This is a genomic window from Caniella muris (assembly GCF_943193035.1).
Classification (GTDB): Bacteria; Actinomycetota; Coriobacteriia; order Coriobacteriales; family Atopobiaceae; genus Granulimonas; species Granulimonas faecalis.
Window position 1 is genome coordinate 60,778 of sequence record NZ_CALPCK010000002.1, and the last position, 22,453, is coordinate 83,230.

Sequence of the window (22,453 nt, forward strand, 5' to 3'; positions counted from 1 at the left end):
GCACCTGAACGCGGATGAGGGCGGATTCCGGTGCCGAGGAGCCCCCGAGGTCGTCCCCAGCCGCGTTCAGGTGTCAGGAGAGGGGACGGCCGGCGGCCGACGACTGAGAGAGGGGCCGGTGGCCCCCGGTGAGGAGGAGACGACCCATGACCAAGCTCGACGACGCCATCCCCTACGAGGACCTGCTCATGGTCTGCCCCCGACCCGCCGTCGGTCCCGTGCCGGGCCTGCCGGAGGGGCACCGCTGGGCCGATGATCCCGGCTCGATGGGGGAGGAGTGGGCGGCCCTCATGACGTCGCTCGGGTTCCCGTTCTCGCTTGAGGAGGCCCGGGGCAAGTGGCGGGAGCTGCAGGCGCCCGACGTCGCGGCGCGCCACTTCTTCGTCCTGGGCCCCGAGGGGGACCTGGCGGCCACCTGCACGCTCTGCGCCGGCAAGTACCCCGAGGCCGCGCCGCTGCGGCTGCACTGGGTCATGACGGCCGAGGGGCATCAGCGCCGCGGGCTCTCGCGCACCGTGTGCCGGGCGGCGCTGGCGGCGGCCGACGGCCGGCCCGTGCAGCTCTCCACGCAGGCCCAGTCCTGGCCGGCGGTGGTCCTCTACGAGAGCCTGGGCTTCAGGCCCTGGGAGCATGCGTGGGGCGACGTCGCCGAGGGGGAGGCCAAGGCCCGCTGGGCCCGCGCGAGGAAGGCGGCCGAGGCCCACGGCGCCCGCCTGTGACAGCGGTGCCTGGCCCATCTGTCACTTCGCCTATTGCTTGATTGATGTTGGGACAAAAGTGTCCGGGTGGTGGGACAAAAGTGTCCGGGTGGTGGGACGGGGGCCGCGGCGGGGGCCCGGTCTGTGACGGGTTGGTTTCCGCTTCCCCTGAAATCAATCTAATAAGATACCGTGTCCCTCACTGAGCGATGCGAGGACGGGACGAGTACGGGCCCACCCCAGCCACACCCCGGATGGGACGGCCCCGAAACACCCCCGAGCAGCTGCGGTGCGGCATTCCGTCAGACCGGGCGACCCCCGGTCCCGGCGGGACGAGCCCCGCGGCCGGCGGCCCACCGACACCGGGCCTGTGGGCGCACCCGCCCTCGCTGTGGCTCTGCGGACCGCGTCCGAGAGAGAAGCGAGGGAACATGCAGCTACGAAGCGACGCCGTCAAGAAGGGTCTGGCCCGCGCACCGCACCGCAGCCTCCTCAAGGCCGACGGTCTCACGGACGAGGAGCTCGAGCGCCCGCTCGTGGCGGTCGTCTCGGCCCAGAACGAGGTCATCCCCGGCCACATCCACCTCCAATCCATCGCCGACGCCGTCAAGGCCGGTGTCCGCATGGCCGGCGGCACGCCGCTGCAGGTCAACACCATCGGCGTGTGCGACGGCATCGCCATGAACCACGAGGGTATGCGCTACTCGCTCACCAGCCGCGAGGTCATCGCCGACTCCGTGGAGTGCGCCGTGCAGGGGCACCGGTTCGACGCCATGGTGCTGATCCCCAGCTGCGACAAGATCGTGCCGGGCATGCTCATCGCCGCCTGCCGCCTGGACATCCCCACCGTGCTCGTCTCCGGCGGCCCCATGCTCGCGGGCCGTGGCGCCGACGGCTCCCAGACCGACCTCAACAGCCTCTTCGACGCCGTGGGCCAGGTCACCGCCGGCACCATGACCGTGGAGGAGTGCTCCCGCCTGGAGGAGACCGCCTGCCCCACCTGCGGCAGCTGCTCCGGCATGTTCACCGCCAACTCCATCTGCTGCCTGGCTGAGGCCCTCGGCATTGCCCTGCCCGGCAACGGCACGGTGCCCGCGGTCTACTCCGAGCGCATCCGCCTGGCCAAGCGCGCCGGCATGAAGGTCATGGAGCTCCTCGAGCAGGGCGTCACCGCCCTGGACATCGTCGACTCCCGCGCCATTCGCAACGGCATGGCCCTCGACATGGCCTTCGGCGGCTCCACCAACACCATGCTGCACCTCACCGCCATCGCCCAGGCCGCCGGCTGCCCGGTGACCATGGACGAGTGGGACGAGGTCTCGGCCGCCACCCCCAACATCGTGCGCATCGCCCCGGCCGGCCCCCGGCACATCGAGGACCTCGACGCCGTGGGCGGCGTCTCCGCCATCGTGGGCGAGCTCGGCCGCACCGGCCACCTCGACCTCTCGGCCCGCACCTGCCACGGCACGGTGGGCGAGTGGGTCGAGGGGTGCCCGGAGCCCGACGGCGACATCGTGCGCCCGGTGTCGGAGGCCTACTCGCCGGACGGCGGCCTCAAGGTGCTCCGTGGCAGCCTCGCCCCCGACTGCGGCGTGGTCAAGAAGAGCGCCGTGGCGCCCGAGATGCGCCGCCACCGCGGCCCGGCCCGGGTCTTCGAGAGCGAGGAGGAGGCCTGCGAGGCCATCTTCGGCGGCCGCATCCGCCCCGGCGACGTTGTGGTCATTCGCTACGAGGGCCCCTCGGGCGGCCCCGGCATGCGCGAGATGCTCACCCCCACGTCCGCCATCTGCGGCATGGGGCTCGACCGCTCCGTGGCCCTCGTCACCGACGGCCGCTTCTCCGGAGCCACCAAGGGCCCGGCCATCGGCCACGTGAGCCCCGAGGCCGCGGCCGGCGGTCCCATCGCCCTCGTGGAGGAGGGCGACACCGTCGCCATCGACATCGACGCCGGCACCATCGAGCTCGAGGTCTCCGAGGAGGAGCTCGGGCGCCGCCGCGCCGCCTGGGAGCAGCCTGCGCCCAAGTACGCCACGGGCGTCCTCTCCCGCTACGCCAGGCTTGTCACCAGTGCAGACAAGGGGGCCTACCTGTCATGAGAGACCAGGACCGCATCCCGGCCCAGGCCGGGTCCAACACCGTCGCCGACAAGGTCGTCCGCCGTGCCCGGGCCATCGAGGGCCGCCCCTTCGGCCCCGGAAGCCACACGGAGCACGAGGGCAGGACCATGACCGGCGCCCAGGCCATCATCGCCAGCCTCGAGGCCGAGGGCGTGGACACGCTCTTCGGCTACCCGGGCGGCCAGGCCATCAAGATCTACGACGCCCTCTACGACTCCACCAAGATCCGCCACGTCCTCGCCCGCCACGAGCAGGCCGCCACCCACATGGCCGACGGCTACGCCCGGGCCACGGGCAAGGTGGGCGTGGTGCTCGTCACGAGCGGCCCGGGCGCCACCAACACCGTCACGGGCATCGCCACCGCCTACATGGACTCCATCCCCCTGGTGGTCATCACGGGCCAGGTGACCCGCGGCGTCATCGGCACGGATGCCTTCCAGGAGTCGGACATCGTGGGCATCACCATGCCCATCGTCAAGCACAGCTTCCTGCTGCAGTCCACCGACGACCTCACCCGCACGTTCCGCGAGGCCTTCTACATCGCCTCCACCGGCCGCCCGGGCCCCGTGCTCATCGACGTCCCGAGCGACCTCTCCGGCGCCGAGATGGTCTTTCACTACCCCGACTCCGTGAACCTGCCCAGCTACCGCCCCACCTACCGGGGCAACGCCAAGCAGGTGCGCGCCTGTGCCGAGCTCATCCGCTCCGCCAAGCGGCCACTGCTCTACGCCGGCGGCGGCGTGGTGGCCAGCCACGCGTGCCAGGAGCTCACGGAGCTGGCCGAGAAGATGCGGATCCCCGTCATCACCTCGCTCATGGGCAAGGGGGCCATGCGCTGCTCCAACCCGCTCAACCTGGGCCCCGTGGGCATGCACGGCTCCAAGTACGCCAACATGGCCGTAATGGAGTGCGACCTGCTCATCGCCTGCGGCGCGCGCTTCTCCGACCGCATGACCGGCAAGGTCTCGGAGTTCGCTCCCCACGCCAAGATCGTGCACATCGACATCGACCCGGCGGAGATAGGCAAGATCGTGAACCCGGACGTCCCCATCGTGGGCGACGTCAAGGTGGTCCTCGACGCCGTCAACCGGCGCCTCGACGAGACCGGCGCCGAGCCCGTGGGCGAGGCCTGGTGCCGCGAGGTCTTCGGCTGGCGGGAGCGCTGGCCCTTCTACACCTCGGACTTCGCGGACTTCCCCGACAAGATCGCGCCGGAGGTGCTGTTCGGCCAGCTCTCCGACAAGCTCGACCCCGAGCGCTCCATCGTGACCACCGAGGTGGGCCAGCACCAGATGTGGGCCCTCCAGAACATCCACCGCGAGCACGCCCGCACGTTCATCTCGTCCGGCGGCCTCGGCACCATGGGCTTCGGGTTCCCCGCGGCCATCGGCGCCAAGCTGGGCTGCCCCGAGGACGAGGTGGTGTGCGTGGCCGGCGACGGCTCGTTCCAGATGAACAGCCAGGAGATGGCCACGGCCGCGGCCAACCGCGTGCCGGTGAAGGTGCTCATCGTCAACAACCGCGCCCTCGGCATGGTGCACCAGTGGCAGACCCTCTTCTACGACCGCCGCTACTCGTTCACCGAGCTCGACGCCGTGCCCGACTTCGTGAAGCTCGCCGACGCCTACGGCTGGGAGGCCGCCCGCATCTCCCGGCCCGAGGAGGTCTCCGACGCCCTCGACGCCATGCTCGCCGCCGACGGCCCCTACCTCCTGGACGTCCAGATCCCGGCCGACCAGACCGTCTACCCCATGGTGGCCCCCGGCGCCCCCATCGACGACATCATCGGCGCCCTCGACGTGACCCTGGGCGGCGTGCGAGTGAGCGAGAAGGGCTTCGGGGCCGCCGGCCACCCGCCGGTGTCCGACGACGATGACCGGGTGAGAGGGGATGAGGTCTCATGAACTACCTGCTGTCCATCCTGGTGGAGAACAAGCCCGGCGTGCTGTCGCGGATCACCGGCCTGTTCAGCCGCCGCGGCTTCAACATCGAGTCCCTGTCGGTGGCCCCCACCGAGGACGAGTCGCTCTCCCGCATGACCGTCATCGTGGAGGCCGACGAGGTGGGCTTCGAGCAGATAACCAAGCAGCTCCACAAGCTCGTGAGCGTCTTCAAGATCTCCGACCTCACCTTCGAGGGGGCCGTGGAGCGCGAGCTGGTGCTCTTCAAGGTGCAGGCGCCGCCCGAGCGCCGCCACGAGGTCATCGAGATCGCCAACGTCTTCAGGGCCAACGTCGTCGACGTGGGCCATGCCACCCTCACCATCGAGGCCACGGGCACGGCCAGCAAGCTCGACGCCATGGAGGACCTGTTCCGCGCCTACGGCATCAAGCAGCTCACCCGCACGGGCAAGGTGGCCCAGACCCGCGGCTCCCGCGACGCCTGACCCCTGAGGCCCCGGCACCGCCGGGGCGTCCCAACCGGTTCAACCCGCCCGGCCGGGCGGAGAACGTGTCACCAGAAGCACAAAGGAGAGAACATGGCCGTCACCATCTGCTACGAGAACGACTGCGACCCCAACGTCATCCGGGGCAAGAAGGTCGCCGTCCTGGGCTACGGTTCCCAGGGCCACGCCCACGCCCTCAACCTCATGGACTCCGGCGTGGACGTCCGCGTGGGCCTGCGCGAGGGTTCCGCCAGCGCCCAGGCCGCCGAGGAGGCCGGCCTCAAGGTCGTGCCCATGGACCAGGCCGTCAAAGAGGCCGACGTCGTCATGATCCTCACCCCCGACGAGACCCAGCCCGCGGTCTACGAGAGGTACGTGGCCCCCAACCTCAAGCCCGGCGACACCCTGGCCTTCGCCCACGGCTTCAACATCCACTACGGCTACATCAAGGCCCCCGAGGACGTGAACGTCATCATGTGCGCCCCCAAGGGCCCCGGCCACATCGTGCGCCGTCAGTACACCGAGGGCTCCGGCGTGCCCGACCTCGCCTGCGTCTACCAGGACGCCACCGGCGACGCCTGGGACATCGCCCTGTCCTACTGCTGGGGCGTGGGCGGCGCCCGCTCCGGCATCATCAAGTCCACCTTCAAGGACGAGACCGAGGAGGACCTCTTCGGCGAGCAGGCCGTGCTCTGCGGCGGCCTCGTGGAGCTCGTGAAGGCGGGCTTCGAGACCCTCACCGAGGCCGGGTACCCGCCTGAGCTGGCGTACTTCGAGGCCTACCACGAGATGAAGATGATCGTGGACCTCATGTACGAGAGCGGCATCCACTTCATGAACTACTCCATCTCCAACACCGCCGAGTACGGCGAGTACTACGCCGGCCCCAAGGTGATCAACGAGGAGAGCCGCGCCGCCATGCGCCAGATCCTCGCCCGCATCCAGGACGGCTCCTTCGCCGAGGAGTTCGTGGCCGACTGCAACGACGGCCACCGCTGGCTGCTCGAGCAGCGTGAGGCCATCAACGGCCACCCCATCGAGGAGACCGGCGAGTCCATCCGCTCCATGTTCAGCTGGATCAAGAAGTAGGACCTGTGGGGCCATCGGGTTTTGGCCGCGGCCGGTCGGGCGACCCCGACCGGCCGCGGCTTTTCTCGATGGGTAACGGCAATATCAATCGTCGCTTTCGCTCAGAAGATGCCTGGCTGACAAGGCATGGCCTGCTTGCTTTGGTTGCGGCGAGCGGTCGTGCTCCTTATCAAATTCCATACATGTATGGATGAGCGCCCATACTGGATAAACATGCCGGTATGGGCGCTGTTACCGCATAAAAGCAAGAGGTTGCCGCCTTGATAAGGAGCACGACCGTGGCCGGGAGGGAGCACGGCCGTGGCCGGGAGGCGCTTTCCCCGGCGGCCGAGACGTGCGCCCCCGCCATCGCCAACCGCCTGCTTGCCGCCACTCCGCCGGAACCAAGGATCCCTTCTTGACGAGAGACCAATGTGATATCACAATGACCTCAGTCAGCGGCCAGCGGGGCCGCGGCTCTGAAAGGAGACTTCCCATGACCGTCGAGAAGAAGGCGGCCGCCCCCTCGGGATGGCTGATGCTCTGCCTCCTCGTGCTTGCCTCTGTGGCCGACGTGGCCCTGTACCTGTGGTCCGCCGCCGGCCTCTCCCTGGGTGTCGACGACGCGGTGTACGGGCCCATGCTGCTCGGGGCCATCGTGCTCACCGTCGTCATCGCCGTGCTCTGCGGCGGGTTCTTCACCATCCAGCCCGGCCAGGCCCGGGTGTGCGTCCTGTTCGGCAACTACGTGGGCACCGTGCGCACCGAGGGCTTCCACTGGGCCAACCCCTTCTACAGCCGCAAGCTCGGGTCCTCCGACGAGGCCTCCGTCGTCGAGGACCTCGACGACGCCAAGGCCGCCCTGCTGTCCAAGGGCCTCTCCACCAAGGTGAGCGTGCGCGCCCGCACCCTCAACGGCGAGCGCCTCAAGGTCAACGACAAGGTGGGCAACCCCATCGAGATCGCCGACGTCGTGGTGTGGCACGTGGAGGACACGGCCAAGGCCCTGTTCGACGTGGACGACTACCCCAGCTACGTGGCCATGCAGGCCGAGACGGCCCTGCGCCACGTGGCGAGCATCTACCCCTACGACCACACCGGCGACTCCTCCGACTCCTCCGACGTGATCACCCTGCGCTCCAACGTCGAGGAGGTCTCGGCGGCCCTCCGCGAGGAGCTCTCCTGCCGCCTCGAGCCCGCGGGCGTGGTGGTGGACGACGCCCGGCTCACCCACCTGGCCTACGCCTCCGAGATCGCCCAGGCGATGCTGCGGCGCCAGCAGGCCGAGGCCGTCATCGCCGCCCGCCGCAAGATCGTGGAGGGCGCCGTGGGCATGGTGGAGATGGCCGTCAACGAGCTGGCCCGCGGGGGCGCGGTCGACCTCGACGACGAGCGCCGTGCCGCCATGGCCTCCAACCTCATGGTGGTGCTCTGCGGCGACTCCGAGGCCCATCCCGTGATCAACACCGGCTCGCTCTACTGACCCCATGGCCCGAAAGCAGTACCCCCTGCGCGTGGACCCGGAGGTGTGGGCGGCGGTCCAGAAGTGGGCCGACGACGAGATGCGCAGCGCGAACGGACAGGTGGAGTGGATCTTGCGCGACGCCCTGCGCCGCGCGGGGCGGCTGCCGAAGGACCGCCCGGGCGACAGACCCGACGGCGGCGCGGCCGAAGGGAACTAGCCCGGGCGCCCGGCCCGGTATGACAGGTTCTTTTCCTACTCCTGAATAAAGCCCAATCCCTCTCCCCGCGGGACTACCGTGGGGAGCCGGGTGCGTCCCTCCGTTTGCAGGGGGTGCCCGGCCGTGGCGCCGGAGGGCGGTGCGGCCCGATCAAGAAGGAAGGTGTTCCGTGTCCCAGCCGATTCTCGAAGTCCGTGACTTCACCAAGACCTACGGGGCCAAGGTGGCCGCGAACGGCTACTCCCTCGAGGTCGACTCCGGCCAGATCCTGGGCCTCGTGGGGCCCAACGGCGCCGGCAAGACCACACTCATCTCCTCCGTCGTGGGCATCCAGGACTTCGACGGCGGGTCCATCGCCATCTGCGGCCACGACGTGGTGTCCGACCCCGTCGCCGCCAAGGCCGACCTCGCCTTCGTCCCCGACACGCCCGCGGTCTACGGGTTCATGACCGGCATGGGGTACCTCGACTACGTCTGCGACGTCTTCGGGGTCCCCGCTTCTGAGCGGGCCGGCCGCATCGGGGAGCTGGCGGACCGTCTGGCCATGGCCGACGCCCTGGGCTCCAAGGCCTCGTCCTACAGCCACGGCATGCAGCAGAAGCTGGTGCTCATGGGCGCCTTCGTCCACAGGCCGGCCCTCCTCGTGCTCGACGAGCCCTTCGTGGGCCTCGACCCGGTGGCCACCCGCACCCTCAGGGCCATGCTCCGCGAGCACGCCGACGGCGGCGGCGCCGTGCTCTTCTCGTCCCACGTGCTCGAGGTGGTGGAGCGGCTCTGCGACACCGTGGCCATCGTGCGCGACGGCGCGGTGCGGGCCCAGGGCCCCATCGAGGCCGTGATGGGCGACGAGACCCTCGAGGACGTCTTCATGGACGTCATGGCCGACGGCGCGGGGGAGGGGCGATGAGGCTGTTTGCCCGGGTGGTGTCGGTGCAGCTCCGCTGCCTCCTCTCGTCTGTCTCCCGCCAGGACAGGGGCTGCGGCGTCAGGGTGCTCGTGGGCCTGGCCTATGGGGTGCTGGCCGTGCTGCTGGCCGTCTACTCGGCGTTTCTGGGCATGGGCCTCGAGATCATGGGCGCGGACGGGACGGTGCCCGTCTTCTGCGTGGCGGTTGGCACCGTGGCGGGAGTGGCCTTCACCCTCTACAAGGCGTCGGGCCTGCTCTATGAGGCAGGCGACTACGGCCTCATGATGAGCTGGCCCATTCCCGAGCGCGTCCAGGTGGCCGCGCGGACCGCCTCCCTGGTCCTTGCCAACGTGGCCATGACCGCCCTTGTGGCCCTGCCCATGGGCATCGCCGCCATGGTCCTGGGCGCCTCTTTCGGGGCGGGCCCCACGCCGGTCAAGGTGATGGCGCTTGTGGCCTGCGTGGCCTTCGCCTCCCTGCCCGGCACGGGGGTGGCGGTGCTCGTGGCCGCCGCGGTGACCATGGCCACGGCCCGCTTGGCCCACGCCAAGGCGGTCTACACCGTCTTCATGGTGGCCCTCGCCCTGGTGTTCATGGTGGCCTACTTCGCCCTGGTGGGGTCGTCCCCCTCCATCTCGGGGGAGGGTGAGATCCAGGCCGTGGCCGGGGTCCTGGCGGCGGCTGCGGACGGCATCTGCGCCGTGTGGCCCCCGGCCGCCCTGCTCCGCTCCGCGTGGGTGTCCCCGTCGGCGGCGGGGGCGGTGCCCCTCGCGCTCTTCTGCGTGGTCTGTGTGGCCGTGGGGGCCCTCTGCCTCGAGGTGGTGGCCCGCACCTACCGCCGCACCATGGCGGCCCTCGCCTCCGTGTCCGGCCCGCGGAGGGCCGCCCGGGTGGGGGCTGCCCGGAGTGCCTTCGCCGCCCTCTGCCGCAAGGAGGTGGGCCAGGTCTTCGACACCACGTCGGTGGTGGTCAACGACCTGCTCGGCCTCCTGCTGATGGTGGTGCTGGCCGGGGCCGTGGCCGCGGTGGGCCTCGAGGGTGTCATGGGCGCCCTCGACATCCCCGTCTCCTTCCATGGCGAGATGGGTCCCGTGATGGCGGCGGCCGTGCCGTGGGCCCTTGCGTTCTGCGCGTCCATGGCGCCGGTGCCGGCGGTCTCGGTCTCCCTCGAGGGCCGCTGCTCGTGGATCATGGAGACGCTGCCCGTGCCGGTGCCCGTCCTCATGGCGTCCAAGGTGGTCCCCTGGGCCGTCGCCTGCCTGGGTGCCTCGGCGGTGTCGGCCGTGCTCGTGGCCGTGGCGGGGCTCCCCTGGACCGCCTCGGCCCTCAGCCTGGTGATTCCCTGCGCCACGTTCTGGCTCACGGCCAACATCGGCCTGTTCCTCGACGGCCGCAGGCCCGACTTCCAGTGGACGAGCCCTGCGGCCTTGGCCAAACGGGGCCTGCCCATCACGGTCTCGGTGGTGGTGTCGATGGTGGCCTGCATCATCATGGCGGGCCTTGTGATCGCCGGCCCCCTGCTGTTGGGGTGGCCCGACGGAGGGGCCGCCGCGGTCAGCCTCGTCGTGGCCGCGGTCTTTGCGGCCGTGGGCTCCCTGCTTTTTTGGGCGTCGTGCCGCCGGCCGGTGCCTCGGGAGCGGTTGTAGCTGTAAGGAATTTCAGGCCCCGGTGTGCCCTCTGGCGCGCCGGGGCCTTCTTTTGTGCACTCTCGGGATGTCTTGTGGATGGAAAACCGCCGCCTGTGGTAAAGACCTCGACAACCATCGATGCATCATCTACGATTATTTGTTAGAAATAGTCTGAAAGAGATTGGGGGTGCCATGGGTTGTTATCGCTCGGTATGGAGTTCGACACGCCAGCGTCATCCGTTCCTGGCGCGCCTGACGTCGCTGCGTTCGCGGGTGATCGCCCGTCTTTGGCGCCATGGGCTCCGCAATCGATACTCTCACGCTTCGCTGAAATTCGGCCGTTCTTCCTTTTAGGGTTGAGCGGTATTTTTCTGCCCTCTAACCCCCGGTATGCAGCCGATGTCCCCTGTGGCCCGGGCATGGCCGGGCCGTCCTGCCGCTCGGGTCGGTCCCCCGGGCGCACCGGTCGGTCCCGCCGCACCACCGTGGTGCGTCGTCAGTGTCGCTCGCGTCGCCGCGCCGTGGGAAGGGGGCCGGGAGGCCCGCGGCCCCCGACCCCCTCTCATCAACTGTTCAATAGGAGAAGTGACAGATGGGCCAGGCACCGCTGTCACGCCAGGCGCCACTGTCACGCGCGCGCCGGTGGGCGGGTCAGTCCAGGGCCTCCAGGCCCAGCAGGGCTGCGCCCAGGGCGCCGCAGAGCTGGGAGTCCTCGCTCGTGGTCACCGGCGCCCCCAGGGCCTCGCCGATGGCGGCCACCACGCCCTCGTTGTTGGCGACGCCGCCGGTCATGAGGTAGGGCGGCTCGGCTTTCACCCGCTTGGCCAGACTGCGGATCTTGCTGGCGACAGACCGGTCGAGGCCGTGGATGATGTCGGGCACCGGCGTGTCGTCGGCCACGAGGGAGACCACCTCGCTCTCGGCGAACACGGTGCACATGGAGCTGATCTTCACGTCCTTCTTCCACTCGAGGCCCTGGCGGCAGAACTCGTCGAGGGGCAGCTCCATGGTGCGGGCCATCATCTCGAGGAACCGGCCCGTGCCGGCGGCGCACTTGTCGTTCATGACGAAGTTCACCACGCCGCCGTCGCGGTCGAGCTTGATGACCTTGGAGTCCTGACCGCCGATGTCCACGATGGTCATGGCCTCGGGGGCCAGGGCGTGGGCGCCCCGGGCGTGGCAGGTGATCTCGGTGATGGAGGTGTCCATGTCGGGGATGGAGTCGCGGCCGTAGCCCGTGGCCACGGCGAGCGTCACCTGGTCGCGGGAGATGCCGGCCTTCTCGAGCACCTGCTCGATGGCCTTGCGGGCGCTCTCGGTGGCCTTGGAGCCGGTGGGAAGGATGACGCTCGCCACCACGGTGCCCTCGCCGTCCACCACCACGGCGTCGGTCGAGGTGGACCCGGAGTCCACGCCCATCACGTACACGGGGCCGTCGCCGGCCGAGAACCTCATCTGGTCTGTCATACCCACCAACGTTTCGTCGAAGGCCTTGAGCCTGGTGCTGAGCTGGCCCGCGCTCTGGCGCGTGCCGTCCGTCTCCACCTTGAGCATGGGGACGGGGGAGTCGGCCGAGACGGACAGGTACTCGAAGCCGTAGTAGTCGCAGAACTTCATCGTGTGGTACACGATGCCGCGCTGTCCCGCGGTGCCGATCTGCTCGGAGCGCCGCTCGACGTCGGCCATGCGCAGGCACGGCACCTGGTCGAGCAGGGCGCCGGCGTACCACTGCACGAAGGCGTCCATGGGGTCGGGGCCGGGCACCTGGGCGTCGCAGGCCTCGTGGCACGGCCGCTGCCGGGGCACGCGGCCCAGGCGGGCCGGGGGAGAGACCACGCGGCGGCCGCCGGTGCAGGTGAGGTTCTCCACCGGCACGTCGAAGGCCTCCGCGGCCGCCTCGAGGAGCGAGTCGGGCCCGTGGGCGCCCAGCAGGGTCACGCGGGCGTCCTGGCGCGCCACCGGCGGCTCGAACGACGCGAGGGCGCGCCCCACGTCGAAGCTCGCGCCCGTGAAGCCCTCCCAAGCCGACGCCAGCCGGCGGAGCTCCGCCTCTAGGCGGCGCCGCTCGGCCGGGCCCGTGAGGTGCGGCAGGTCCACGAGGAACAGGAAGTCCAGGCACCGCTCGGCCTCGAGCACGTCGTAGACGCGGCGCATGACGTCGCAGCAGCTCGTGAGCACGAGGGCGTGGACGTCGTCGCGCAGGGCGTAGGAGATGAGCGACTTGCCGAACCCGCACAGGTTGGGGTGGGCGAGGCGGTCGGCCTCCTCGAAGCTGTCGGCCTCGTAGGTCACCGGCTCGCAGACGGCCCCGTAGCCGGCGAGCAGCTCCACCGGGGCGTACTTGCAGGCGTAGTGAACCACGGGCGCCCGGTCGAGGGCGCGCGTGCGCACCGACTCGGGGGCCTCGTCACGGGCGCCCTGGGCGTCCACCGGCGTGGGGCGCGGCATGGCCGCGCGCAGCGGGCTCACGCCACCGTCCTTCTCGCGGGCGTGCCGTGGTCGCAGCGCTTGTGGAGCATCTCCAGGAACGCCCCCAGGCGCGTGGCGGCCTGACCGCCGGGGAAGTTGCCGCGGTTGCAGCCGTCGCCGTCCAGGGACAGGCACGGGTAGCCGTCGGCCTCCAGGGTGCGGCGCATGAGCTGGGAGCAGCCCATGGTCTCCTTGCAGCCCCAGTGGCAGAACACCACGGCTCCGTCGGCCCCGGTGCGCTCGCAGAGCTCGCGCATGCGCTCCACGCGGCGCGACGCCGGGCCGTTGTAGGAGTTGCGGATGAGGCGCTCGGCCATGGCCAGGTAGGGCTCGCGGGCGCCGTCGTGGTGCCAACCGTCGAGGCTGGGCTGGTCGAAGCACATGTCGCTGGCGATGACCTGCTGGTCGGTGTTCACGTCGATCAGCTTCTGGAGCGGCACCGAGAAGAACGGCGCTGTGGCGCTCCACACGAGGTCGATGCCGTCGTAGGGCTCGGCCGCCGCGAGGTCGGCCGCCAGGGCGTCCACCATGTCCTCGGCCGCCTCGGTGCCCAGCATGGTGTGGAGCACGAGGGCGTACTGCATCTCGAGGCCCATGTTGTTGCGGATGAACCGCCCGCGGCGGAGCGGGAGCGTGCCCACGAGGGTGTCGAGCGTGCGCTGGGAGCGGGCCACGCGGGTGCGGAGCTCGTCGCCGTCCACCGAGCCGCCGTAGACCTCGCAGAGCCGGGCCTCGAGGTCGCGGAGCTGGTCGGCCACGTAGGCGCAGCCCTCCTCGGTGTACTCGGCCGGCACGTCGATGTAGCTCTGGGGGCAGCCGTAGCGGTCCGCGAGGAGCCGGAACGACAGGTTGTTGGCGTCGCAGGCCACCGAGCAGTTGGCGATGAGGCGCGGGGGCGCCAGCACGCCGGCGAGGGCGCCGCCGAGGAGCACCTTGTGGAAGGAGCAGTAGGTCTCGGGGATGCCGTTCTTCTCGGCGCTCTCGATGAACGCGCTCTCGGCGTGGGCCCCCGTCACGAAGTTCGCGGCCGCCTCGGCGATGAGGGGGTGGAGGCCCAGGCACTGGAAGATCTCGTTGGGCATGAAGATCGAGGTGAGCACCACGCGGTCGGGGTGCTCGAGGGCGCAGGTCACCGAGTCCAGCGCATGGCGCGCGGCCATGCGCGAGGACCTGGGGGCCCAGCGGTCGGGCAGGAAGCGCGTCTGGGCGCGCTTGACCTGGAACGCCTTGAGGAGCCAGAACCCGGTGATGTCGGGCCGCTCCTCCATGACGTCGTCGATGGCGGCGGCCCAGGCGTCCAGGATCCTGATCCCGAGCTTCTGGTCGTCGCTCTTGGTGGTTTGAGCCATGGTCCTCCTTGGTACACGGCCTCAGACGAGGCGCGACACCTCGAGCTCGGCCGTGGATGCCGCTATGATGTCCGCGCCTCCGATGACGCAGACGCCGCCCGTCTCGCCCACCTGGGCCACGGCGGCGCCGAGGGCGCGCACCGTGTCGACCGACGAGTCGAGCACCTCCTGCCTGACCTGGGCGCGCCATGCGGGGCCGCGGCCCGAGATGCGCAGCTTGTCCTCGCGCCGCATGGCGGCACGGGGCTTCACCGGCGCGTCGAGGCCCGCCACCGTGGAGATGACGAAGCCCTCCAGGTCGGAGGCGGCGGGGTCCCACCCGGACAGCCACGCGCCCGCGCCGGCGTATGCGGCGAGGGTCGGGTCCACCGCGGGGTCGCGGTAGGAGTAGAACCCCATCACCGAGGCCGGCGTCCCGTTGAAGCCGGCCCCGTAGGCGCCGCCCAGGACGCGCACCTCGTTCCAGAGATACCCATAACTAAGGGCCCGGGACGCGACGAGCCAGGAGCCGTTGTAGGCAACCGGGTCCCGGGGCAGCGTGAGGCCGGCGGCGGCGCGGCCCACGAAGCAGACGTTGGCGGGGATGGTGAACGCCTCGCGGGCGGGCGTGGGCTCGGGGACCTCCAGCTGGGCCTTGGTGGCGTGGCCGTCGTTCATGAGGCCGAGGTCGCCCGCCGCCTCCCAGTAGCGCTCCACGTCGCCGGGGGCGCCGGCGAACGAGGTCTCCAGGCCGTCGCCCTTGAAGATGCGGCCCTGGAGGTTGCGGAGCACCTCGCAGAGCGACGCGGCGCGGCGGTCGAAGGAGTCGAGCAGCGACACGAGGAACCGGTAGAAGCCGATGCCCGAGACGGCGTCGGCCACGAGGGCCCCGCGGGAGTAGTAGCTGCGGCAGCGGGCGAGCGCGGCGCTGTGGCCGGAGCCGATGAAGCCCTGCTCCATGGCCACGCGGCGCTGGGTGAGGATGGCGCGGATGCGCTCGGTGTCCTCGAAGAGCGTCTCGAGGCACACCTCCATGGGCAGGCTCGCGAGGCCGTCGACCTTCTCGGAGAGGGAGGCCGCGCCCACCACGAACCTGGGCCGCGCCACGCCCAGGGGGTCGTCGGCGTCGCCGTAGGTCTCGATGAAGGTGGAGAAGTCGCCCAGGGTCGACTCGAGCAGGCAGTCGAGCTCGGCTGCCGTGTGGCGCCGGGTGTCGAGCTTGCCGAGCAGGCAGGCGAGCACCTGGGCGTAGGGGAGCTCGGGCCACGCGAGGCGCTCGAGGTCGAAGTACGCGTAGGTGTAGTCGATGCGGTGCGTGTCGAGGTCGTACACGTGGCAGGGGTAGGGCGCCTCGACCTCGCGGGAGGTCACGGGCGCCGGGGCCTCGGCGATGTCCGCCAGCGTGAGGTGGGGCAGCTTGGCGACGTCGGCCGGGTCGTCGGGGCGCTGCTGCTCCTCCTTGAGGGCGCGGGCCTCCTCCATGACGTCCTCGAGCCACGCGGTGTCCATGGCCTCCTTGATGCGGGCCAGGTGCTCGGCCTCGCGGGCCGTGCCGGTGCCCTCCTGGGGCTCCACGCACACGAGGGCGCTGTGGGGGTTCTCCACCACGGCCTCGCGCAGCAGGCGGTCGAAGATGCCGAGGCCCATGGAGTCGCCGAGGTCGCGGCAGGCGTCCTCGTAGCGCACGTAGGAGAGCGGGTCGTCCTCGTCGTAGAGCCAGCTGCCCATGGCGCACACGGCCAGGGCCACACCGTCCGGGTAGCCGAAGTCGCCCTCGCGCAGGTTGAACTCCGCCTGGGCCAGGGAGGCCTGGAGGCGGTCGGTGGGCACCCCGGCGTCGGCCAGCTCGGCGCAGGCGCCCTCCACGAGGGCGCGGAACTCCTCGGCGACGCCGGGCTTGGCCCCCTTGAGCTCGAAGACGACCATGGGCTGGGCCATGCCGTCCACCACGAACGCGCAGGCGTCGTCGCCCAGGCCGGCGTCGATGATGCGGCGCATGAGCGGGGCCTCGTTGGAGCCCATGAGGGCGTCGAGCAGGATGTCGGCGGCCAGCACGCGCTCGCGGTCGGCCCAGGTGCCGATCACGTAGCCCAGGCCCACGCAGCGGTTGTCGGGGGCGGTGGCCAGCGGCACCTCGAGGGGTGCGGGCGACACGGGCCCCTGCATCGCGAGCTCGTTGGGGCCCTCCTCGCCGCGCACCTCGGCGGCCGAGAAGCGCTCGTCGAGGAAGGCGAGCTCGCGGTCGATGTCGAGGTCGCCGTAGAGCACGGTGTGGGAGTTGTCGAGGCGGTAGTGGCGCCGGTGGGCGTCCACGAACTCCTCGTAGCAGAGGTCGGGGATGGCCTCGGGGTTGCCGCCCGACTCGTGGCGGTAACAGGTGTCGGGGAAGAGCTGGCGCTTGAGCTCCATGAACAGCACGTCCTCGGGGTCCGAGAGCGCGCCCTTCATCTCGTTGAACACGACGCCGTTGATGGTGAGCGGCGCGTCGGGCGACTCCAGCTCGTAGTGCCAGCCCTCCTGCTCGAAGATGCGGGGGCGGCGGTAGATGTTGGGGTCGAGCACGGCGTCCAGGTACACGTCCATGAGGTTCTCGAGGTCGGCCACGTTGGTGGAGGCCACCGGGTACATGGTCTTGTCCGGGAAGGTCATGGCGTTGAGGAACGTCTGCATGGAGCTCTTGAGCAGGTTGACGAAGGGCTCCTTCACCGGGTACTTGGCCGAGCCGTCGAGCACGGAGTGCTCGAGGATGTGGAAGACGCCCGTGTCGTCCGCGGGCGGCGTCTTGAAGGCGATGGAGAAGGCGCGGTTCTCGTCCGCGTTGGCGAGCCACAGGAGCCGGGCCCCGGTGGCGCGGTGGGTGAGGACGTAGGCCCAGCCGTCGACCTCGGGCACCTCCTCGGCGCCGTCCACCACGAAGCCGGCGTGCACCTCGCCCGGGGCGAGCTCGTTTGCATGGGCTGCGGGGGCGGTCTTGGGGTCCATGGGTCCTCCTCGGGGTTCGCGGTATCTAGGAGACTATAGCCCTACGGGGTGCCCGCCGGGCGAGGGGACGGCCGGTGATGTGCCTGTTCAGCTGGTGAGGAACACCATGACGAGGATGGCCGCGAAGCCCGTGAGCTCCGCCGGGGCGAAGGCTGTGCCGGTGAGCAGCACGCTGGCCACGGTGGCCGTGACCGGCTCGATGGTGCCGAGGAGGTTGGCCTTGTAGGCGCCGAGGTTCTTGACGCCCTGGAAGAACAGGCCGTAGGCGAGGACCGTGCCGGCCACCACGGTGAAGGCGAGGAGGCCCCAGCCGCCCGCGTCGAAGGCGGGCACGCTCTCCCAGGGCCGCACGGCGACGCACAGCGAGCCGCCCACGATCACCATCTCCATGCCCACGATGGCCATGGAGCCGTACTCGGCCAGGAGGCGGCGGGACAGCACGGCCACGACGGCCGCGCCCGTGGCGCAGCCGAGGCCGAACGCCAGGCCGGCGGGCGAGATATGGAGCGCCCCGAGGTCGCCGTGGGTGGCCACGAGGTACACGCCGGCCAGGGCCAGGACGAGGCCCGCGAGCTCCCGGCGGCGCGGGGCGCGGCGGGTGCGCAGGCACACGTAGACCAGCACCATGGGGATGGAGAGCGACTGCAGGATGGTGGCCGTGCCGGAGTCCGTGAGGTCCACGGCGTAGAGGTAGCAGCAGGAGTTGAGGAACATCCCCAGGAAGGCCGAGGCCAGGAGCTGGAGCACGTCGCGGCGGCGGCGCGCGAGGTCGCCCACCACGTGGGGGTTGCGCACGAGGGCCATGGCCAGGAGCAGCACGCCGGCGAGCACCTGGCGCACGCAGACGAGCCAGAGGGGCTCGATGCCCCAGGCGCCCATGAGGATCTTGGAGCAGGTGCCCGAGAGGCCCCAGAGCATGCCGCCCACGAGGGTGCAGGCCACGCCCGTGGCCGCGATGGAGCGCGGGGAGGGCGCGTCCGGGCCCGTCTCGCCGAGGGGCTCGCCCGGTACGGCCCGGACCTCGTCGCCGTTCTCTGCGAGTGCGGGCTGGGTGTCTCGGGCCACGGGTCCCCCTTCGGTTTCGGTCTGGTTACGCAAGGAGCGATTGTACCCCCGCCGTGGTCCTGGAGAAACTGGGGGACAGACACCGTGCCGTCCCGCGGCAAGGAAAAAGGCCGGCACCCGGTGGGGGTGCCGGCCTCGGATGCCGGTGGGGTGCGCCGCGGGACGGCCTCTCGGGCGCTAGATGCGCTCCATCTCGGCCAGGGTGGCGCTGTACCAGTGGTCCGCATTGGGCGGGCAGTACTTGCGGGCGGCCTCCATGGAGATGGTGGGGCCGTAGATGCGGGCGAGGCCGGCCACGTGGTCGCGGATGGCCTCCTCCCAGCTGTCCCAGCTGGAGCTGCCCCAGCCCCAGGCGTTGTGGGGCTTGAAGCAGTAGAGTCCCTTGGAGCTCTCCGTGTTGGAGATGGCGGGCGACCAGCGCGGGTCCACGCCGTAGTCCCAGGCGGCGTCGGCGAAGGTCTTGCCCTGGCCGCCGAGGGGCGAGCCGGCGAGGTAGGCGTCGATGCGCGGGGCCCAGTGGCCCACGAAGGCCTGCTTGTCCTGGCTCCAGTCGACGGAGCTGGGCGTGGACTGGGAGGGGGCGGGCTGGGCCTCCTGGCCGGCCGGGGCCTGCTGGGCGGCCTGGGCCTGGGCGGCGGCCACGGCGGCCGCGGCCTCCTCGGCCTCGCGGCGGGCCTTCTCCTCGGCCTGGCGCTGGGCCTCTTCGCGGGCGGCCTTGGCCTCCTGGAGCGCGGTCTCGGCCTCCTTCTTCTGCTGCTCGGCCTCGGAGAGCTTCTGCTCGAGCTCGCTCTGGTTGCGGTCGAGCTCGTCCTGGAGGTCGGCCAGGCGCTGCACCTGGTCGACGTTGTGGTCCTCCACGGCGTTGAGGTAGGTGATGGTGGTGAGGAACTCGTTGAAGTCGTTGGACGAGAGCACGAGGCCCAGGAGGCCCGGCGTGTCCTGGTGCATCTTGTAGCTGGCGTTGATGGCCGCGGAGGCCTTCTCGCGCTGGGCCGGGATCTGGGAGCGCACCTCGTCGATGCGCCTCTGGTTCTCGGCCGCCTGCTCCTCGAGCTCGGCCGCCTTGGCCGAGGCCTCGTCGAACGCGGCGCCGGACGACTCGATGCGCTCCTGGAGCTCCGAAAGGTCGGCCTCGGGGGCGTCGGCGTCGGCGAGGGCGCTGCAGGGCACGAGTGCGCCCGCAAGAAGCAGCGCGAGGGCCGTGCCGAGAAGGCGCGACGCGATCGAAGGTCTCTCCATGCCACACTCCTCCGGTTGGGGACAGGGGCTCGCGGCACGGGGCCGGCGAGGGGCGCCTCCCGAGGTGAGGGTTGGCGCGGGGCGGGCGACGCCCGCAGCACCCGGGGTGTCCCGGGTTATGCAACCATACACTCATCCAGAAAGGTCCATGAACTCCGCATATGCCTTAACCGGCGGGAATTGCATAAACTTCAAACGATATGCCGCCTGCTGGAAAAATGGGGCACCGTCTTGCGCCCTGCTGTCACCGGCCCCTACCAAACGGTACTCACGTTTTTGCATAGGGCCCCGGCGCCGCCCGGGGAAGGGACGGCGCCGGGGCCCGGTTATCGCGGCGTCGCGGGCCGCGACGGGACCTTGCCGGCGACAGGGCGGGGCCTGTCTCGGGTCCTACTTGACCACGAGCACGTCGCAGTCGCTCTCGCGCACCAGGAAGGTGGAGATGGAGCCGAGGAGCGCGTACTTGATGCTGGAGAGCCCGCGGGCCCCGCACACCACGATGTCGGGGTGCACGGCGTCGAGCATCTTGTCCTTGAGGGTCTCGCGCACGCGGCCGAGCTCCACCATGACCTCGTACTCCTCCAGGCCGCCGTGGGCGTGGGCCTCCTCGAGCACCGGGGCCACGGACTCCTTGAACGCGGCGGTGCGCCTCTCGACGAAGCCGTCGTGGGGCTCGCCGGCGGCCTCGAGGGCCGAGGTGTCCACGACGTGGCCCACCACGAGCTTGGCGCCGTTGTTCACGGCGACCGTGATGGCGCGCTCGAGCACGTCGCCCTGCTGCTCGGAGCCGTCGAGCGAGACGAAGACCAGCTTGTAGCCCATATCCTTGTACGAAACCATGACCCTCCTTATCGGCCCGGTGGCCGAGCGATGGCGCCGCCTGGCGACGCGTCCGACGTGGCAGATTCTACGCCGCCTGAAAGCCGGCGCGGGTGTGCGGCTCAAGAGAAACGGTGAAAAGGAAATCACATACCAGCCCGAGGTCCATCATGGATAGACCCGGAACCGGTTGCCCGTGGACGAGCCTGCGGGCGCCAACGATGGCTAAGGAGTGAGCGTGGACATCGTCGAGTTGCTCAAGGCGGCACTGTTCGGCCTGGTGGAGGGCGTCACGGAGTGGCTGCCCATATCCTCCACGGGGCACATGCTGCTCCTCGACCAGTTCGTGTCGCTGGACGTCTCCGAGGACTTCTGGAACATGTTCCTCGTGGTCATCCAGCTGGGGGCCATCCTGGCCGTGTGCGTGCTGTACTTCCGGCAGCTGAACCCCTTCGCCCCGTCCAAGACGCCCGAGGAGCGCCGCGGCACGTGGTCGCTCTGGGCCAAGATCGTGGTGGCCTGCATCCCGGCGGCCGTGGTGGGCATCCCGCTGGACGACTGGATGGAGGAGCACCTCTCCGGCCCGTTCGTCATCGCCGCGGCCCTCATCGTCTACGGCGTGATCTTCATCGTCATCGAGCACGTGCGCGAGGGCCGCGCCATGGCCCGGGCCGCGGAGCTGGCCGACGCCCCGCGCCCCAAGCACCTCAAGGCGCAGGAGGAGGCCGTGCTGCCCCAGGCCACCAAGGCCGAGCTCGCGGACGCCGACCAGCCCGTGCAGACCATCGAGGAGCTCGACATGAGGCGGGCCGTGGGCATCGGCTGCTTCCAGATCCTGTCGCTCGTGCCCGGCACGTCGCGCTCCGGCTCCACCATCATCGGCGGCCTGCTTCTGGGCTGCACCCGCACCGTGGCGGCCGAGTTCACGTTCTACCTGGCCATCCCCGTGATGTTCGGCGCCTCCGTGCTGCGCCTGGCCAAGTTCTTCATGGCGGGCAACGCCCTCACGGTCGCCGGCGGCTCCGTGCTGGCCGTGGGCTGCGTCGTGGCCTTCGTGGTGTCGATCCTGGCCATCCGGTTCCTCATGGACTTCGTGCGCAGGCACGACTTCCAGCCCTTCGGCTGGTACCGCATCGTCCTGGGCGCGCTGGTCATCCTGTACTTCCTCGTGGTGAGGTAGGGGAGGACGCCCCCGGCGGCGGGGTCCGGTCCCGGTTGGCAGGGCCCCGTCGCGGATGCGCCCGCGGCGGGGCTTTCTTCGTGGGGTTGGGGCGCGGGCGGCCTTCAGTGCGTGGCGGGAGAGGTGCGAGAGGCCGTGGATGCGCGACATGCTCGCAGCGAACGGCCCCGAGTGCGCGACGATGGCGCGAAAGGCCTCCGATGCGCGGCCGAACTGCCACGAACAGCCTCCAATGCGCGAAACGGGCCGATAATCGCGCACTGGAGGCCGTTCGTGGCGAGAAAATTGCGCACCGGAGGGCTTTCGCTTTTTCATCGCGCAATGGAGGTCCTTCGCGGCGTCCCCGGCACGGACCCGGGGTCGACGGTCTCGGGATCGACGACCCTTCCTACCGGTCGAGGTAAATCGAGCTGATGATCAAGGCGCCATGGGGGTCGGTGTCGTTCCATGAGTAGATGGCGACGTGGCTGCCGACGGTCATCCCTTGGCCGTCCGGCGATTCGGTGACGCTGCGGGGAGGGGAGAAGGTGAAGGTGAGCGTGTCTCCGTCGTCCGTCGTCACGGTCAGCGAATCGTCGTCGATCTCGGCAATCGTCCCGAGGTAAAGCGTGCGCACCGCGGTGCCGGTCACCAGGCCCTTCTGGTCGGCTGGGTCCGCCGGGGGTGGGTCTGTTTGTCGTGTTTGACCGTGGTCTTCGAAAACTGGCATTGATTTTCTTTCGGTATAATGGCTTATTTCAGAAGGATCACTTGATACCAGTGCTATCAGAATAAAAACAATGGATCCCCCTATCAGGATCAGGAGGACCCATTGTTGTTTGGTTATTTGACTAGCCATAACGTATCACCGTGTAGTCGGTCATAGCTTCGCATGCCATGGTGTGA

Annotated in this window: 17 protein-coding genes; 10 read left to right on the forward strand and 7 right to left on the reverse strand. The window is 70.2% G+C overall.

The window, feature by feature from the left end; all coding sequences use genetic code 11:
* The first annotated feature begins 146 nt into the window (after window positions 1-146).
* The 9 genes from NFR49_RS07355 to NFR49_RS07395 all read left to right on the forward strand — a co-directional run bounded on the left by NFR49_RS07355 (window position 147) and on the right by NFR49_RS07395 (window position 10,504).
* Entirely contained in the window at window positions 147-719 is a 573-nt protein-coding gene (locus tag NFR49_RS07355) for a GNAT family N-acetyltransferase (protein WP_251158998.1), read from the forward strand.
* 410 nt (window positions 720-1,129) lie between these two features.
* A complete protein-coding gene (ilvD, locus tag NFR49_RS07360; RefSeq protein WP_251158999.1) occupies window positions 1,130-2,794 on the forward strand; it encodes a dihydroxy-acid dehydratase in 1,665 nt (554 codons plus the stop codon).
* A complete protein-coding gene (ilvB, locus tag NFR49_RS07365; RefSeq protein WP_251159000.1) occupies window positions 2,791-4,719 on the forward strand; it encodes a biosynthetic-type acetolactate synthase large subunit in 1,929 nt (642 codons plus the stop codon). The genes ilvD and ilvB overlap by 4 nt, the downstream gene beginning before the upstream one ends.
* Entirely contained in the window at window positions 4,716-5,201 is a 486-nt protein-coding gene (ilvN, locus tag NFR49_RS07370; protein ID WP_135978944.1) for an acetolactate synthase small subunit, read from the forward strand. Before ilvB ends, ilvN begins: the two co-directional genes overlap by 4 nt.
* Window positions 5,202-5,294: 93 nt before the next feature.
* Window positions 5,295-6,290, forward strand: a complete 996-nt coding sequence (gene ilvC, locus NFR49_RS07375) for a ketol-acid reductoisomerase (RefSeq protein ID WP_251159001.1) — start codon at window positions 5,295-5,297, stop codon at window positions 6,288-6,290.
* 475 nt (window positions 6,291-6,765) lie between these two features.
* The gene (locus NFR49_RS07380; protein ID WP_251159002.1) at window positions 6,766-7,752 is read left to right on the forward strand and encodes an SPFH domain-containing protein; all 987 of its coding nucleotides are present in this window, start codon (window positions 6,766-6,768) and stop codon (window positions 7,750-7,752) included.
* Window positions 7,753-7,756: 4 nt separating this feature from the next.
* Complete coding sequence (locus NFR49_RS07385) at window positions 7,757-7,951, forward strand: type II toxin-antitoxin system antitoxin (protein ID WP_251159003.1); 195 nt, start codon at window positions 7,757-7,759, stop codon at window positions 7,949-7,951.
* 169 nt (window positions 7,952-8,120) lie between these two features.
* On the forward strand, window positions 8,121-8,858 hold the full coding sequence (locus NFR49_RS07390; RefSeq protein WP_251159004.1) for an ABC transporter ATP-binding protein: 738 nt from the start codon (window positions 8,121-8,123) through the stop codon (window positions 8,856-8,858).
* Window positions 8,855-10,504, forward strand: a complete 1,650-nt coding sequence (locus NFR49_RS07395; protein WP_251159005.1) for a hypothetical protein — start codon at window positions 8,855-8,857, stop codon at window positions 10,502-10,504. Before NFR49_RS07390 ends, NFR49_RS07395 begins: the two co-directional genes overlap by 4 nt.
* A 633-nt stretch (window positions 10,505-11,137) precedes the next feature.
* Here the strand turns inward: NFR49_RS07395 and NFR49_RS07400 are convergent.
* The 6 genes from NFR49_RS07400 to NFR49_RS07425 all read right to left on the reverse strand — a co-directional run bounded on the left by NFR49_RS07400 (window position 11,138) and on the right by NFR49_RS07425 (window position 20,409).
* Window positions 11,138-12,955: an acyl-CoA dehydratase activase gene (locus NFR49_RS07400; protein WP_251159006.1), complete on the reverse strand. Its 1,818-nt coding sequence runs from the start codon at window positions 12,953-12,955 to the stop codon at window positions 11,138-11,140.
* Entirely contained in the window at window positions 12,952-14,304 is a 1,353-nt protein-coding gene (locus NFR49_RS07405) for a 2-hydroxyacyl-CoA dehydratase subunit D (RefSeq protein WP_251159007.1), read from the reverse strand. The genes NFR49_RS07400 and NFR49_RS07405 overlap by 4 nt, the downstream gene beginning before the upstream one ends.
* Window positions 14,305-14,325: 21 nt before the next feature.
* Complete coding sequence (locus NFR49_RS07410; protein ID WP_275557149.1) at window positions 14,326-17,265, reverse strand: insulinase family protein; 2,940 nt, start codon at window positions 17,263-17,265, stop codon at window positions 14,326-14,328.
* Window positions 17,266-17,352: 87 nt separating this feature from the next.
* Window positions 17,353-18,330: a DMT family transporter gene (locus NFR49_RS07415; RefSeq protein WP_251159008.1), complete on the reverse strand. Its 978-nt coding sequence runs from the start codon at window positions 18,328-18,330 to the stop codon at window positions 17,353-17,355.
* Window positions 18,331-18,507: 177 nt separating this feature from the next.
* The gene (locus NFR49_RS07420; RefSeq protein ID WP_251159009.1) at window positions 18,508-19,569 is read right to left on the reverse strand and encodes a coiled-coil domain-containing protein; all 1,062 of its coding nucleotides are present in this window, start codon (window positions 19,567-19,569) and stop codon (window positions 18,508-18,510) included.
* 390 nt (window positions 19,570-19,959) lie between these two features.
* Complete coding sequence (locus NFR49_RS07425) at window positions 19,960-20,409, reverse strand: universal stress protein (protein WP_251159010.1); 450 nt, start codon at window positions 20,407-20,409, stop codon at window positions 19,960-19,962.
* Window positions 20,410-20,626: 217 nt separating this feature from the next.
* On the opposite strand from NFR49_RS07425, the gene NFR49_RS07430 reads away from it, so the two are divergent.
* Window positions 20,627-21,568: an undecaprenyl-diphosphate phosphatase gene (locus NFR49_RS07430; RefSeq protein WP_251159011.1), complete on the forward strand. Its 942-nt coding sequence runs from the start codon at window positions 20,627-20,629 to the stop codon at window positions 21,566-21,568.
* Window positions 21,569-21,956: 388 nt separating this feature from the next.
* Here the strand turns inward: NFR49_RS07430 and NFR49_RS07435 are convergent, their stop codons facing one another.
* On the reverse strand, window positions 21,957-22,199 hold the full coding sequence (locus NFR49_RS07435; RefSeq protein WP_251159012.1) for an LSm family protein: 243 nt from the start codon (window positions 22,197-22,199) through the stop codon (window positions 21,957-21,959).
* Window positions 22,200-22,453: the final 254 nt, after the last annotated feature.